At 59.9% G+C, this 14921-nt stretch carries 11 protein-coding genes and 1 riboswitch; of the genes, 5 read left to right on the top strand and 6 right to left on the bottom strand.

Features of this window, described 5'->3' with window-relative positions; all coding sequences use genetic code 11:
* Positions 1-3 precede the first annotated feature (3 nt).
* The gene (locus tag ACIK7D_RS21330; protein ID WP_400157296.1) at positions 4-2721 is read right to left on the bottom strand and encodes an ABC transporter transmembrane domain-containing protein; all 2718 of its coding nucleotides are present in this window, start codon (positions 2719-2721) and stop codon (positions 4-6) included.
* Between the two features lie 344 nt (positions 2722-3065).
* On the opposite strand from ACIK7D_RS21330, the gene ACIK7D_RS21325 reads away from it, so the two are divergent.
* The gene (locus ACIK7D_RS21325) at positions 3066-4871 is read left to right on the top strand and encodes a serine aminopeptidase domain-containing protein (protein WP_400157295.1); all 1806 of its coding nucleotides are present in this window, start codon (positions 3066-3068) and stop codon (positions 4869-4871) included.
* A gap of 20 nt (positions 4872-4891) precedes the next feature.
* Here the strand turns inward: ACIK7D_RS21325 and ACIK7D_RS21320 are convergent, their stop codons facing one another.
* The 5 genes from ACIK7D_RS21320 to ACIK7D_RS21300 are packed head-to-tail and all read right to left on the bottom strand — an operon-like array spanning position 4892 to position 10680.
* Positions 4892-7348 (bottom strand): glycosyl hydrolase 2 galactose-binding domain-containing protein, encoded by a 2457-nt coding sequence (locus ACIK7D_RS21320; protein WP_400157294.1) that lies wholly within the window; start codon positions 7346-7348, stop codon positions 4892-4894.
* Positions 7345-8328: a DUF1839 family protein gene (locus ACIK7D_RS21315; protein ID WP_400157293.1), complete on the bottom strand. Its 984-nt coding sequence runs from the start codon at positions 8326-8328 to the stop codon at positions 7345-7347. Before ACIK7D_RS21315 ends, ACIK7D_RS21320 begins: the two co-directional genes overlap by 4 nt.
* Positions 8329-8334: 6 nt before the next feature.
* The gene (locus tag ACIK7D_RS21310) at positions 8335-9243 is read right to left on the bottom strand and encodes an amino acid--[acyl-carrier-protein] ligase (protein WP_003504856.1); all 909 of its coding nucleotides are present in this window, start codon (positions 9241-9243) and stop codon (positions 8335-8337) included.
* A 4-nt stretch (positions 9244-9247) separates the two neighbouring features.
* A complete protein-coding gene (locus tag ACIK7D_RS21305) occupies positions 9248-10429 on the bottom strand; it encodes an acyl-CoA dehydrogenase family protein (protein WP_059759982.1) in 1182 nt (393 codons plus the stop codon).
* Complete coding sequence (locus ACIK7D_RS21300) at positions 10429-10680, bottom strand: acyl carrier protein (RefSeq protein WP_003521307.1); 252 nt, start codon at positions 10678-10680, stop codon at positions 10429-10431. Before ACIK7D_RS21300 ends, ACIK7D_RS21305 begins: the two co-directional genes overlap by 1 nt.
* 182 nt (positions 10681-10862) lie before the next feature.
* Positions 10863-10974, top strand: a riboswitch (TPP riboswitch).
* Between the two features lie 95 nt (positions 10975-11069).
* Here ACIK7D_RS21300 and thiC point away from each other — a divergent pair.
* From thiC to ACIK7D_RS21280, 4 genes are read left to right on the top strand one after another with little or no spacing between them, the layout of a single operon-like run.
* On the top strand, positions 11070-12893 hold the full coding sequence (thiC, locus tag ACIK7D_RS21295) for a phosphomethylpyrimidine synthase ThiC (RefSeq protein ID WP_400157292.1): 1824 nt from the start codon (positions 11070-11072) through the stop codon (positions 12891-12893).
* A 1-nt stretch (position 12894) separates the two neighbouring features.
* Positions 12895-13899, top strand: a complete 1005-nt coding sequence (gene thiO, locus ACIK7D_RS21290) for a glycine oxidase ThiO (protein WP_400157291.1) — start codon at positions 12895-12897, stop codon at positions 13897-13899.
* A complete protein-coding gene (gene thiS / locus ACIK7D_RS21285; RefSeq protein ID WP_003521310.1) occupies positions 13868-14065 on the top strand; it encodes a sulfur carrier protein ThiS in 198 nt (65 codons plus the stop codon). The genes thiO and thiS overlap by 32 nt, the downstream gene beginning before the upstream one ends.
* A gap of 4 nt (positions 14066-14069) precedes the next feature.
* Positions 14070-14843 (top strand): thiazole synthase, encoded by a 774-nt coding sequence (locus tag ACIK7D_RS21280; RefSeq protein ID WP_400157290.1) that lies wholly within the window; start codon positions 14070-14072, stop codon positions 14841-14843.
* Positions 14844-14921: the final 78 nt, after the last annotated feature.

Here is a 14921-nt window from a genome sequence, read left to right as displayed (position 1 = left end):
GATTTATGTTGCGACCATGTCCTTGAATGTACCGTTTTCCTCGGCGAGAGTCTCGTAACTTCCGTCGGCGGTGATCAGGCCCTGATGAACAACGATCACCCGCTCGAACATGCGGGAGAGCGTCGCATTCGACAGGACCCATATGATCGACGGGTTATTGTTGTTCTGTTTCAGGAGTGTGATGACCCGCTCGACAATTTCCTCCTGCTGTCGGGGATCGAGGCCGGGAAGAGGGCGGTTGAAGACGTAATAATCGGATTTGCGGATCAGCGCCCGCGCGAGATTGAGCTTCTGGCGCTGGAGCGGGCCAAGCCGCTTGCCGCCGGCGCCGAGGTTGAAGTCCAGACCCACGGCCAGCACGCGCTCATAGACGCCCTGCTTGCGCATGACATCGGCGACGATGCGGGTGATGCGCCGCGAGGCGTCGGTGTAGCGATGGCTGACCTTGCCAAACAGGATATTGTCCAGCAGGCTGGTGGCGCTCATATATTTGGTCGGATCGTAGATTTCGATCAGGTTTTTCAGGCTGTCGGACAGGTTCTCATGGAACATGTGCCGCACTTCGACAATCCGGTTCATGATCTCCGGCGACAGCAGGCCGAAACGCTGGCGAGGCTCGATGTAGAAGAAGCTGAGCCGCAGCATTGCGCGCTTTTCGCTTTCATTGGCCTCATCGAAACTCCGGCTCTGAAGGCGTTGCAGCATTTGCTGATAGACCGGAATGTCGTCGGGCGTCATGAAGGTGAGCTGCTGGAAGAAGGGGTGGTCTCCCGGCAGGTCGGCGAAGATTTCCACGATGTTTTCGGCAATCGTATAACCCATCTCGAACAGGGTTTTCACGAGGCCGGTTTCGCGCATCAGCGAACGGAAATAGTCGCTTTCGATGACGGTTCGGATCGTCTGGGAAGAATCGCGCATGGTGCCGAACAGCAGGTTTTCGCCCACCGTCGCCTCGCTGTTATAGCTCTCCAGTTCAAAGGGCGCGATGAGGCCGCTCAGATTTTCCTTTTCGAGCTCCGCACGCAGCACATGCCGCAGTTCCACGATGCGGGCGGCAAGATGCAGGTCGGTCAAAGGGTCGATCGACGAACGCAGCGCAAACTCCAGAATATCCTGCGACAGTTCCACGCTGTCGAGGACGGCCAGAATGGCCTGGATGAGATTTTCCGGCCTGCCGTCGCCAGCCGGGCTCGAAGCGTAATCGATCCATTCGCTATTGATATCAATCAGCGGATTACCCGCCATCTTGGCTTCGCGGATTTCCCACTTGCGATGTTCCAGCGCCGCCCCCTCATAGTCCCTGTCCGCAAGCGGGGCGTGTTTGAGGCCGTAGAGCAGATTGTCCTTCAGGCTGGCGTGGAAGAAATAACTGTCCGAGGACACATAGGAAATGCGCCGCCCGGTCATCGATTCCGGCAGTTCCAATATGTCGACGTCGTTGATGCTGATCTTGCCGGAGGTCGGCCAGAGCGTGCGGCCGATCGCGTCCGCCAGCGCCTCGGCGCCCGAGCCGCCGACGATGGCGATCACCTCGCCCGGCTCGACCTTCAGCGACGCCTGTTCCAGAAGCCGGCTGCCGCTATCGTCCTCCAGCGTAAGATTGGCGACAACGATCGGAGCGCTGATCGCCGCGACTGCGCCGGGAGACAGTTTCTGCACCTTCTCGTCGATCATGTTCGGCGCATCGAACTGCTCGAAGACCTGCTCGTACTTCACCTGCACGTCCTGACGTGCCTGATCCCAGTCGATCAGTTCCTTCAGCGGTCCGGGCAGTTCCTTATAGGCATTGATGACGGCGACCAGCTGCCCGACATCGAGGCTGCCCTTCAGCGTGAGATAACCGCCGAGCGCATAAAAGAAGAAGGGAGTGAGCTGTGCGAGAAAGTTATTGATGAATTTGACCAGAAACTTCCACTGGTAGAGATCGTAGCGGATCTTGAAGATGTCGCCGAGCCGATGGGAGGCATCCGCGCGCTCGTAGTTGGACGTGTCATAGGCATGGATGGTGCCGATACCGTCAACCATTTCGCCGATGCGTCCGGCAAGCTGGCGGGCGCTCAACTGCCGCTGGCGGCCAAGCTCGATGAGGCGGCGGCGCATTTTGGGAATGATGCCCACCTGAATGGCGGCCATGAAAGCCGCGATCAGGCCGAGCCAGAAATTCTGCACGAGAATGAAGAACAGCGCGGAGAGCGCCTGGCCGCCGAGAAGGGCCGGCTGCACGAAGGCGTCGCCGGTAAATCCGCCGAGGGGCTCCACCTCGTCCTTCACCATGCTGGAGATTTCCGCACCTTTGACCCGCTTGAAATGGGAGGGTGGGAACCGCAGGATCTTGTCGATGAGCTCGAAACGGATGCGCCGCAGAAGCCGCTCGCCAAGGCGGCCCTTGTAGGTATTGATGTAATATTTGAAGAGCCCGTTGATGATGACAAGCGCAAGGAACGTCAGGCTGAGCGCCATCAGCATCGACATGCGGTTGAGCTCGAGCCCGGGAAATAACGTCACGGTGCCCCAATAGGGAATATCGACCGTGAGATGCATGAAAAGCTGCGTCGCATTCGCCCCTTCGAAACCATCCCCCTGAATTGGGCCGTTGACGATCTGCTTGGGCAGATCGAAGGCGAGGAAATAGGGGATCATCGACAGGGCCACGATCAGCAGAATGAAAAGCTGCTGCCGCCTCGTGTGCGACCAGATATAACGCGTAAGGCTTTGTTCCATATAAAACTTCTATGAACTGCCGGGCGTGGCCCGGTGTGTTGGTTTGCGCGGTGTCTAGACGATCCGGTGGCCGGGTGGCGCAACCTCCTCCTGCAAATAGGTATAGGACTCGCTATTTATCAGTATATTCAAGCGGTTTCGAGCAAAATAGCGGCCCCGCCGTGACTTCTCCGTCACCCCGGCGTTTGTTTTTGCAACGTGCGGGCGGCAATGGATATAAATGCGACTATATTTTTAGACTTCTCTAATGTTGTTGTTTTTATTGTAGATCAGGCGGTAAGACGCTTCGATACAATGATCCCGTAATGGTTGAGCCAGACACTGGCGCAATGATGGCAAGGTCGATGGCGATAGATATTTCAGAGCGTACAGGCAGCGATCCGTCTCTTGATGCATTGTCGCTTTCCGGCATTGCCTCGAATGGGGCGGTTGCGCATCCGGTCTCTTTTGATGGGCTAACCGGGATTTTCCATCCGGCGCGCAAGGACGTCAGACAGCGCCATGCCGTTCTTTTCGTCAGCCCATGGGGCATGGAGGAGCTGTGCAGCCGCAAGTTTCAACGGGTACTGGCCGAGCGGCTGGCCGCTTGCGGTGTCGCCAGCCTGCGCTTCGACTATCTGGGCGCGGGTGACGCCTTCGACCCTGATGATGCGGGCCGTGCAGCGGACTGGATTTCCGACGCGCGCGCAGCGCTCAACTGTCTGAAGCGTCTTTCCGGCTGCGCCGAAGTGGTCGTTGTCGCTCAGGGCCTCGGCTGCCTGATTGCTGCACAGGCGTTTGCCGATGTGGCTGATGTTGGTTCCATGGCGCTTCTGGCGCCTGTCGTTTCCGGCCGCGCCTATCTGCGTGAGCTGGCGATGTGGTCCTCCATGATCGACGATGGCCTCGGTCTTCGGCCCGCGCAACGGATGACGGAGGCGGGATCGATTGCCGGCATGGCGATGCCTGCCGGTGTTGCGGATGCGATCAGGAAGGCCAATCTTTCAAATCTGACTGTCGCTCCGGCGCGCACCATTCTGGCGCTCTCCCGGCCGGGCCGCGTAACAGATGCCGATTTCGCCAGGCATCTCGTTGCGATCGGCGGTGCGGTGGAGGAGGCGGAGTTTTCAGGTTACGACGATCTCGTCTCCAGCCCTACGCTCTCGAAAATATCCGACGATGTGGTCAACCGGCTGGTCGACTGGGTGCTCTCCCAGACCCATGCCGAGGGTCCGGTGCCCCCCCAGGAGGATTTCGCAGTCAATGCCCCGCAGCGTGGACGCGGTTTTGTCGAGCAGCCGGTGCAATTTGGAGACGGCGGACGGCTTTTTGGTATTTTTTGCGGGCCGGATGATCGGGAGGTGGTTTCTTCGGTTCTTCTGCTTGGCGCCGCCTATGACCGGCATGCGGGTTGGGGCAGGCTTTCCGTACAGATGGCCCGTACATTGGCGCGCGAGGGGGTGGCATCGCTTCGCTTCGACGCGGCCAATATTGCCGACAGCCCTCCGGTCAAAAACGTGCCCGAACAGGTTCTTTACGATGCCGCGCAGAATGACGACGTGGCTGCCGCACTCGATTTTCTCGGCAAGCGTGGCAAGGGGCCTTTCATTGCGGCGGGCCGGTGCAGCGGCGCTTATCTCGCCTTCAACGGCGCAATCGCCGATGAGCGGATCGGCGCCGTGGTCGCGGTCAATCCGGTCGTCTTCCATTGGCGCAAAGGCCGCTCGGTGGATGAGGCCCTGCACAAACGCCCGCGTTCCTTCGGCGAATACAGCCAGCGCTTTCGACAGGGCGCGACATTCAAGCGTCTCATCAGCGGCGATGTCGATGTGGCAAGTGCGGGGCTGAACATCGTCAAGGCGACGATCAAGAGGCTTTCGACAAAAACGGCGAGGCTGTTCCGCAGGGGCAGCGAGGAAGGGCGTGCCGTCTATGGCGCGTTCGACAAATTGAAAGCGAATGATACCGCCGTTCATCTGCTCTACAGCGACAACGACGATGGTCTGGAGCACTTCCAATATTACTTCGACGCCAATGGCGAAGGACTGGCCGCCTATGAGAACGTGTCGCTGACCATTATTCCCGACGCCGATCACAATCTTTCAACGCCGGAAGCCAGACAAATCTATATCGACGCGGTGAAGCAGCTGGCTCTCGAGCATTTGCGGTAAAAATGCCTGGCCGTCATGCCTTAGAAGGAAAATCTCCGGCTGGAACCCAGTGACACGACCTCTCCGGAAGGAGGGGCTTCGGTCGCCGGGGTCTCCGGCAGGAGGCTGATTTTTCTGGTTTCGCCGGGGCCGAGATGGAACCAGTTTTCCGAGGCGCAATAACCCTGCACCTTGACATGGACGGATTGCGCCAGCCGGTCCGTGCCGATTTCAAGAGACCAGTTGCCGCTCGTTTCACTGATCGTGGCCTGAAGGTTCGCGGCGTGCAGCGCCTTTTTACGGCCGAGAGGGAAATGGAATGCGTCGGCGATGACGTGTCCTGTCGCAACGTCGCGAAGCCGGGCGACCGTTACATCATGGGACGGAGGGCCGAAACGATAGGCATAGGTCGTATCGAAAAAGGCGCCGAACAAATCTGTTGCGGCAATGGTCTGGCTCTGTCGCGGCGAAAGCGTGAGCGGTCGTTTGGCGTGGACGACGGGTTGCACACCTTCGCGCAGGCAGGTCAGTTCCAGCATGGCTTCGAGGCCGCCGCCGGTCTCGTTGACGAGATGGATATCCAGCCCGTTCGTGCCCTCATCGGAAAAAGTAACCTGAATGGGGCGGAACGCCCTTTTCAGGGCATGCCAGACGGATTTGGGCCGGCCAGTGGCATCGATGATACCCCAGCCGGCGCCGGGAACAAGATCCTGCAGGGTCCAGACCAGAGCGCCCTGACAGGAGGAGCCGCTGCGCCGCCATTCGGCGAAAGTCGCCTCCATGACCTCGGCCGTGGCGGCCCGGGACATGTCGAGATAAAGGCCCCCGTCTTCGCGACGCAGAACATCAGGTTCGACGTCGTAGAGCAGGTTCAGATAATGGTCGCGAACATCCTCGAAATCCCAGGATGCTCCGCGATCCCGCGGTGCGCTTGCCTTCCATCGCGGATCGTGCACGGCCACGCCGGTTAGATATCTGTCCAGCGTTTCCTGTTCAGGAATATTGGCGAAGGCGAGGCACTCGGCGGCGAAGCGCAGATCGGCGCGGCGCGCATCTTCCAGCGGGCGGCAATAGGCGCCCACGCCGTAATAATGGCCGACCCCGACGTTGGGAAAGAAGGGCAATGCACCGCCGGAGGGGGAATTGGCGACATAGGCTGTGTCCGGGCGTTTCTCGGCAAGGAGTTCCGGCAGAACCTCCTCGGTAAGCGTTCCCTTCCATATCTGTTCCGGCAGACCGAGCATCGCGCCCTGCTGGTACATTTCACTGCCGCCGCAGAAGGCGGTGAGCGATGGAGAAAGCGCGGTGGCTTCGAGGAACTGCGAGATTTCCGTGACGATATGCTGGCGCAGGCTCTCGTCCTTTGCCGGGTAATCGAAATTGGCGAGCATGGCGTCCTGCCAGACCATGATGCCGAGTTCGTCGCAACGCGCGAAAAATTCCGGCGTCTCATAAGCCATGGTGCCGCCGATGCGGATCATGTTCATGCCGGCTTCTGCGGCTTTTCTAAGCCATGGCTCGTAGTCCGCCTTTGTTCCCGGCAGGCGCACAATATCGGCCGTCGTCCAGACCGCACCACGGCAGAAGACCGGCTGACCGTTCACCTTGAGGCCGAAACCCTTACCGTCTTCGCCATGATCGATTTCGACCCGCCGGAAGCCGGTACGCCCCAGCCTATGTTGTTCGCTGTCCAGTTCCAAAAGCGTGTCGTGCAGCGCAGGTCTGCCATGGGTGTGCGGCCACCATGGTTCGACTTCGGGTATGTGGAGTTCGCCGGAAAACTTGCCGTTCTCATCCCTGGAAAGATCGGCGCTATAACCCGCGCAGCCGAGCCGAGCCGATTTTATGGGCCGTTTGGTTTCCAGCGCGATGGCGAGCGTTCCCGTTCCTGCCTCGTCCAGCGAAGATCGGAGCGTGCAAAGCACCGCTTCCTGTCTGATCAGACTGATGGGTCGCCATGGGCCGGCGGCGTGGATTTCCGGGCACCAGCCGGGCATGTAACCGAGTGCGGTGGTGCGGATCAGCCGCAACCCCTGCGTATTCATCATCTGCGGCCGCCAGCGGGCGCGGGGACCGGTTTTTTCAAGCCTCGGCGCAAGCGCCCGGAAGCAGATGCAAAGCTCGTCCGCGCCCGTGAGTTCGACAGGCACTTCCAGCCTTTCGAACATGCTCTGGCTCGCGCCGATCAGCTCGCCGTTGAAGAAGATTTCGGCAATGGTGGAGAGACCGTCGAAGCGAAGTATGGCGCGTTCGCGCGTATCGGAAATCATCGTCAGCCGATACCAGGCATCCCTGTCATTGAGGGGCGCCGGGGCAAGGCGGTCGAATTTTCCAGCCGCTTCCAGAGCCTGCGCCACGGTGCCGGGAACGGAGACGTGAAGGCTTTCAAGCGATGCGGGAATATCGGACGGCGTCTCGCAGGCATCGGCGGGCGTCAGCGTCAGCGTCCAGCCTTCGCTCAGCAATTCCTCGCTTTCGCCGGGAAGATAAGTCCTCACGCGGCCTCGCTGGCATCAGTGAGTTTAGTCGCAAGCGCTTCCATCACGCCATCCCATGCATCCGCTGCTGGATCGAGCACGGTGGCCAGTGCATCAAATTTGCGGCGGGTGACGGCGCGGGCAAGCTGGAACTGCACGGTCTTGGCAACCTCGGAAATCTTGAGCGCGTGGTCTCTTGCTTCAGAAAAACCGTTCGCGTCCAGCCATTCGAAGTGGCTTGCCGCCAGTTCGAAATTGGCGCCGAGCTGGCGTAGCGTGTTAAAGGCATATTTGTGGAAAAAACCGAAGGGCCGGTCGGCGACCTTTTCCACCTGCGCCGGAAAAACGCCGGCAAAAGCGCGGACCGGGTTGGCGGACGGCCGTCTGGAAAAATGAAACTTCAGGAGCCGTTCGGCCGTCTTGCGAATATGTGCGGGCGAGGGGCTGCTATCCGCGAATTTCGCAAATTCGGTATAGGGCAGGAAAGGCGGGTCGGTCTCGGTCAGATGATGCTGGAACAGGCCGTCAAAATCTTCGCCTGAAAGGTGAAAGAAGCCGGCATTGTGAAAATAGTCGAGTTCGCGCTTCGCGAGGTCGAGCCGGTTGATGGCGATGGTGGTCTTGCCGTGTTCCTTCCGGTAGCCCACCCCATGGGTATCCGGCATATAGAAGCTGTCCATCTCGATCAGGCAGATGCGGCCGCGTGCGAGCTGCGCCTCGATGTGGTTTTCCACGCTGTCGAAGATCGCAAGTTCGGTGGCGCGAACGCCATAAAGCGCCTCGAGGTCTTCCAGCGGCACCTTGAAGAAGGTGAACTGGTCGCCTTCGAAATCCTGCGTGAGCGTGAAACCGAACATGGCTTCCGGCGGCAGATCTTTCGAGGCCAGCACCTCGATCCACAAATCGATGTAGCAATTGGTCTCCGGCCACATTCTCTCGGAGGAGTGGAGCGGATGCTGCACATAGTTTCTGGGATCGAGACCGGGGAAAATCTGCCGCATGAATGATTAGCCCCAGAGCGTTTCCACGACCTTCGCAGGCCATTTCTTCACGTCGAGACCATGATGCGCAAACAGCGCCAGCGCGATGCGCTCAAGGCCGAAACCGACGCAGGCTGTGTGGGCGACATCGCCATTGTCGAGGTTGAGGCCCCATTTCTGGCCGAAGGCATCCTGATGGTAGTTGAAGCTCATGCAGGCCGTCGGGCTGGTCGTGGATGTGACCGGGATCAAGAGTTCGAATTTCAGGTTCTGGTCGCGCTGGTTGTTGGCGAGCATCTTGCCGGCGCGGCCGAAGAAGGGATCGTTGGCGACATCGATGGTGACGTCGAGCCCGACCGCTTTCATCATCTCCACGCCGCGATCCATCCAGGTCTGGCGGAATTCCGTGACGTCGGACTCGGTGCCCATGCAAACATATTCGCGCATGCGGAAAAGCTGCTGGCGGGCCGGGTCCTTGGAGGGTTCATGACGGAAACAATAGGACTGGATGTCATAGAGACCGCCGCCGGCAGGTAGCGCGCCGCGCTTGGCAATCGTCGGATAAAGCGGATAGCAGGCCGCCGGCGTCAGCACGATGTCTGTCGCTTTCTGGTCCTTGGTCCAGTCACCGCCCTCATCCATGGTTTTCAGCAGGCTGACATGGTCGAGCTCACAGCCACAGAAGGAATGGACCGTGCCGGCAAGCTGCGGGAAGCTCTTCATATAACCGCTCTTTTCGAAATAGGCGCGGTTGATGCCGGGCGGAAAGCGGATCGCTTCGGCGCCGTCAGCGCCGCCCGTGCGGTCGATCAGCCGCTCGAATGCGGCGATGACATCCTCGAACTGGCCGCTGCGTCCATAAAGACCGTCTACACCGGTTTCAATCAGCAGGCCTTCTTCGAACAGTCGATCGAGAAACGATGTTTGCATGTCCATGGTCTTATCCCAAGAGGCTGGTGTCCTGCTTGTGAACCAGCAGGAGATTGGCGGAATTGCCGAGAATGCGGTCGTTGGAAATCATCAGACGGGCGGAGTGCGCGTCACGCAGGTGGCGGCCGAGGCTGTAGGGCGTGCCGTTCTTGTAACCCATGATGCCGCAGACCAGCATGGCATGGTCGATGATCTCGAGAATGGTTTCCGAAGAGCAGATCTTCACATTGTTCATGGCGACGGCAAAGGCCATGGACATCAGTTTTTCGGGGTCGCTCTTGGTGTCCTCGTAAGCCTTGATGCCGGCGATGATGTTGGATTTCACGACCTGCAGCTTGGTGGAGACCTCCGCAAGGCGGATCGCGCCGGGAGGAGCGGTGCCGGGCGATTTGCGCGCCGCTGCTCTGACGAAAGACTGGGCGCGCAGCACGGCATCCGAGGCGATGCCGTACCAGACGGCGCTCCACAGGAGATGCGAGCTTGCAAGCATGGATTGTGCGGCGATTTCCGCAAAGGGCTTCGGGAATATCTGCGCCGCCGGCGCCTCGCCACGGAACAGGAAACCATCCGAACAGGTGCCACGCATGCCGAGCGTATCCCATACATGGGTTTTCTCGAGCGTGTACTGGTTTTTCAGAAAGACCGTCATCACCTGATCGGCGGGCGCGGCATCCTTGTGGGCGCGTGAGGTGATGAGGATCGCATCGGCATTGCTGCCATAGGAAATGACGGTGGCGTCCTTCTCCAGCCGGCAGAAATCGCCTTCGACCTCGATTGCACAGATGGAGTTGCGCAGATTGCCGCCAATGCCGCCTTCGGTGGTGGCGGAGCCGAGCAGAAGCTGTTCGCTGGCGATGCGGCTCATGAAGCCGGCATGCCATGCGCTCGTCTCGCCGTGTTCCACCAGGCTGGATGCCTTGATATGGTGCATGGCGAAAATCATCGCGGTTGCCGAACAGGCCTGACCGAGCCGGGCACAGATATCGGCGATTTCCTGTAAGGAAGCGCTTTCGCCGCCCAGCGAAGAGGGGACCTGGATGCCGAGCAGGCGTTCCTGTCGCAGCGCATCAACGGCTTCCTGTGGGAAGCGGCCGGTGACATCCACCTCATCCGCGTGTTTGGCGGCAATTGCCGCGACACGGCCCGCGCGCGCGGACAGCGTTTCATCCTGCGGCGCTACGGTGACGTTCATCAGGCTGCCTCTTTACCATCCAGAATGAGCTTAACGGTGTCTTCAATGGCCCTGATGCTCGCAAAGGACTTGCGGTTCAGCAGATTGTCGGGGAATTCGATATCGAATGCTTCTTCGATGCCGAGCATCAATTGCACGGATGCAAAGGAAGAAAGGCCCGCCGCATAAAGATCGGCTTCATCTGCAATCGTATCGACAGGGGTTGGAAGCTGGCCGAATTTGGCCAGTATTTCACGAATAGTCGCGTTCATTCCGACGTATCTCCCGTAAATTTCACATCAGGATGGTTTGTGCTTATCGTTACGTTGCAAACGATAATATTCGCCTAAACCGTTAGGTTAATTACAACTAACGGCAGCATGCGCCATTCCCGCACCTTTGCCAAGCATGGATCGTCGGCCTTGACAAATGCCGGTCGGTGTTTTTTGCTGTGGCCATTCACCAGGGGTGTCCCGTCAAGGGGCTGAGATTCTGCTTTCATGCGCAGTGACCCGTTGAACCTGATCCAGTTCATACTGGCGTAGGGACGGTGCAAAGACCGAAGGTCGGGCGGGCGCATGACGTCGCGTTCCGGCAATTCGGTATTTTCCATCATTCCGGCTCGAACTGGGTCTCCACTGTCAAACTTTGGAGCCTCAAGATGAATATCGCTGCCAAGAATATCCCGCTTGTCGTCACCACCGGGCCGCATGCCGCCTCTACCAAAATCCACAAAACCGGCATTTTACATCCCCATATCCGCGTGCCGATGCGCGAGATCGCCGTTCATCCGACGGCGGGCGAGCCGCCGGTGACGGTTTACGATTCCTCCGGGCCCTATACCGATCCTTCGCATCCCGTTCTGATTGAAAAGGGTCTGCCGCGTCTGCGTCATGACTGGATCGTGGCCCGCGGCGACGTCGAGGCCTATGACGGCCGGCACGTCAAGCCGGAGGATAACGGCTTTGCCACCGGCGAGCGCCTGACGCCCGAATTTTCCGTGCGCCACCAGCCGCTCAGAGCCACGGCCGGTAAAGCCGTGACCCAGCTTGCCTATGCGCGGGCAGGTATCATCACGCCGGAAATGGAATTCATCGCCATCCGCGAAAATCTCGGGCGCGAGGCGACCAGGGAAAAGCTGGCGCGTGACGGCGAGAGTTTCGGCGCGCATATCCCCGACTACGTCACGGCGGAATTCGTTCGTCAGGAAGTGGCGGCCGGCCGCGCCATCATCCCCGCCAATATCAATCATTCGGAACTTGAGCCGATGATCATCGGTCGCAATTTTCTCGTCAAGATCAATGCCAATATCGGTAATTCCGCCGTCACCTCCTCCATGGCGGAGGAGGTGGAAAAGATGGTCTGGGCGATCCGCTGGGGTGCGGATACCGTCATGGACCTGTCGACGGGCCGCAACATCCACAATATCCGCGAATGGATCATCCGCAATTCGCCGGTACCGATCGGCACGGTGCCGCTTTATCAGGCTCTCGAGAAGGTCAACGGCATTGCCGAAGACCTCAATTGGGAAGTGTTCCGCGATACGCTGATCGAACAGGCGGAGCAGGGTGTGGATTATTTCACCATCCATGCCGGCGTGCGGCTGCATTACATCCCGCTCACCGTCAACCGCGTCACCGGCATTGTTTCGCGCGGCGGCTCGATCATGGCCAAGTGGTGTCTGCATCACCACAAGGAAAGCTTCCTCTATGAGCATTTCGACGAGATTTGCGACATCTGCCGCGCTTACGACGTCTCCTTCTCGCTGGGCGATGGCTTGCGTCCCGGCTCGATTGCCGACGCCAATGACGCCGCACAATTCGCGGAGCTGGAGACGCTCGGTGAGTTGACGCAGATCGCCTGGGCGAAGGACTGCCAGGTGATGATCGAAGGCCCCGGCCATGTGCCGATGCACAAGATCAAGGAAAACATGGACAAGCAGTTGAAGACCTGCGGTGAGGCGCCCTTCTATACGCTCGGGCCGCTCACCACCGATATCGCGCCGGGTTACGACCACATCACCTCCGGCATCGGTGCGGCGATGATCGGCTGGTTCGGCACCGCGATGCTCTGCTACGTCACGCCCAAGGAACATCTCGGCCTGCCGGATCGCAACGACGTGAAGGTCGGCGTCATCACCTACAAGATCGCTGCCCACGCTGCCGATCTTGCCAAGGGCCATCCGGCCGCGCAGGTGCGGGACGATGCGCTGTCGCGCGCGCGGTTCGAGTTCCGCTGGGAGGATCAGTTCAACCTGTCGCTGGACCCGGATACGGCGCGCTCCTTCCATGACGAGACCTTGCCGAAGGAAGCGCACAAGGTCGCGCATTTTTGCTCCATGTGCGGGCCGAAATTCTGCTCGATGCGAATTTCCCACGATATCCGCGCCGAGGCGCAGAAGGAGGGACTGGAGGCCATGGCCGCACGCTTCAAGGAAGGCGGTGAGCTTTACATGCCGCTCACGACGCCTGCGGATGCCGAATAGCATGCGCGTTCTGGTCAAGGGAACGGGGGTCGCCGGTTTGACGGCGGCCTTCGAACTGGCGCGGACCGGCGTTACCGTTGAGGTTTGCGAGCGCAATGCCGAACCCTCTCGCGGCGCATCCTGGTATGCCGGCGGCATGCTGGCCCCCTGGTGCGAGCGTGAAAGCGCTGACGCGGCGGTTCTGACGCTCGGTCAGGCGGCACTCGACTGGTGGGACGAAGCAACCCCCGGCCTTGTCGTCCGTAACGGCACGCTGGTTGTTGCGCCGGCCCGCGACAAGGCGGAGCTTTCGCGTTTCGCATCGCGGACCGACGGCTATCGCTGGGTGGATGAGGGCGAAATCGCCGCGCTGGAGCCAGATCTTGCCGGGCGGTTTCGATCCGGGCTTTATTTCCCGGGCGAGGGTCATCTCGATCCGCGTCTTGCACTGAAATCGCTGCATGAGCGGCTTTGCACCATTGGTGTGCGTTTCCATATGGGTATCCCGTTGAATGAAGAGCCGTTCGACCGGGTGGTGGCTTGCACTGGTTCTGCGGCAATCGGCGGGATTTCCGATCTTCGCGGTGTGCGGGGAGAGATGCTCTATCTCGCCACGCGGGAGGTTTCCCTGTCTCGCCCCGTCCGGCTGCTGCATCCGCGTATTCCGCTTTACATCGTGCCGCGCGAACCCGACCGTTTCATGGTGGGTGCGACGATGATCGAGACGGAAGATGCGGGCGCCATTTCCGCCCGCTCGATGATGGAGTTCCTGAATGCCGCCTATGCCGTGCATCCGGCTTTCGCGGAAGCGGAAATCATCGAGACAGGCACCGGCGTGCGCCCCGCCTATCCCGACAATCTGCCGAAGGTCACGCAGGATGGCCGGACCATTTTCATCAACGGCGCGTACCGGCACGGCTTTCTGCTGTCGCCGGCTATGGCGCGGCAGGCGGCTGAAATCGTCTGCCAAACTCTCTCTCAAAAGGAATGGGATCATGAAACTTCTGGTGAATGGCGACGAGCTTGATCTCGCCGCCGAGACGCTGGCCGGCCTGCTCGCCAGCCTCGAATACGAGGGTGAGTGGCTGGCGACGGCGGTGAATGGCGATCTGGTGCATTCGGAAGAGCGCGCCGATTATAAGCTGAAGGCTTTCGACCGTATCGAAATCCTCTCACCGATGCAGGGAGGCTGAAACCATGCTGACGCTTTATGGCCGCGAGGTCTCGTCCCGTCTCCTGCTCGGCACGGCGCGCTATCCGTCCCCCGCCGTGCTTGCCGATGCCGTGCGGGTGAGCAACACGGATATTCTGACGATTTCACTGCGCCGGGAAACGGCGGGTGGCAAGAAGGGCGGTCAGTTTTTTGAGCTTATCCGCGAGCTGGATCGCCAGATTCTGCCCAATACCGCCGGTTGCCACACGGTCAAGGAAGCGGTGCTGACAGCAAAGATGGCCCGCGATGTGTTTCGCACTAACTGGATCAAGCTGGAGGTCATCGGTCATCACGACACGCTGCAGCCCGATGTCTTCGCTCTTGTCGAGGCGGCGAAAATCCTTTGTGACGATGGTTTCGAGGTCTTTCCCTATACGACTGACGATCTGGTCGTGGCCGAGAAGCTGCTGGAGGCAGGCTGCAGGGTGCTGATGCCCTGGTGCGCGCCAATCGGCAGCGCCATGGGGCCGCTCAATCTGACGGCGCTGAAATCCATGCGGGCGCGTTTCCCGGATGTGCCGCTGATCGTCGATGCCGGTATCGGCCGCCCGTCGCATGCGGTCACGGTGATGGAGCTCGGTTACGATGCCGTTCTGCTCAACACGGCGGTGGCGGGCGCGGGAGACCCGGTCGGCATGGCGGAGGCTTTCGCTCGGGCGATAGAAGCCGGCCATCAGGCATATCTCTGCGGGCCGCTGGAGCCGAGGGATATGGCCGTTCCCTCGACGCCTGTGATCGGAACGGCTGTTTTTTCCTGATCGCGGCTTGTCGTCAACATCAGGCACGTCACGTTTTGCGTTGACAGTGCCTGATGGTGGCGGGATACCGGGAGAAAA

This window comes from Agrobacterium sp. P15N1-A, assembly GCF_044626815.1.
Taxonomy (GTDB): Bacteria; Pseudomonadota; Alphaproteobacteria; order Rhizobiales; family Rhizobiaceae; genus Agrobacterium; species Agrobacterium leguminum.
The sequence above is the reverse complement of the archived record's forward strand: the minus strand, read 5'-3'. Positions and strand labels throughout refer to the sequence as shown.

Excerpts from the sequence above, each read along its gene's own strand:
- thiC (WP_400157292.1), top strand. The coding sequence starts at position 11,070 with ATGAATATCGCTGCCAAGAATATCCCGCTTGTCGTCACCACCGGGCCG.
- ACIK7D_RS21315 (WP_400157293.1), bottom strand. The coding sequence starts at position 8,328 with ATGCGGCAGATTTTCCCCGGTCTCGATCCCAGAAACTATGTGCAGCAT.
- ACIK7D_RS21310 (WP_003504856.1), bottom strand. The coding sequence starts at position 9,243 with ATGGACATGCAAACATCGTTTCTCGATCGACTGTTCGAAGAAGGCCTG.
- thiO (WP_400157291.1), top strand. The coding sequence starts at position 12,895 with ATGCGCGTTCTGGTCAAGGGAACGGGGGTCGCCGGTTTGACGGCGGCC.
- thiS (WP_003521310.1), top strand. The coding sequence starts at position 13,868 with ATGAAACTTCTGGTGAATGGCGACGAGCTTGATCTCGCCGCCGAGACG.
- ACIK7D_RS21280 (WP_400157290.1), top strand. The coding sequence starts at position 14,070 with ATGCTGACGCTTTATGGCCGCGAGGTCTCGTCCCGTCTCCTGCTCGGC.
- ACIK7D_RS21305 (WP_059759982.1), bottom strand. The coding sequence starts at position 10,429 with ATGAACGTCACCGTAGCGCCGCAGGATGAAACGCTGTCCGCGCGCGCG.
- ACIK7D_RS21330 (WP_400157296.1), bottom strand. The coding sequence starts at position 2,721 with ATGGAACAAAGCCTTACGCGTTATATCTGGTCGCACACGAGGCGGCAG.
- ACIK7D_RS21325 (WP_400157295.1), top strand. The coding sequence starts at position 3,066 with ATGGCGATAGATATTTCAGAGCGTACAGGCAGCGATCCGTCTCTTGAT.
- ACIK7D_RS21300 (WP_003521307.1), bottom strand. The coding sequence starts at position 10,680 with ATGAACGCGACTATTCGTGAAATACTGGCCAAATTCGGCCAGCTTCCA.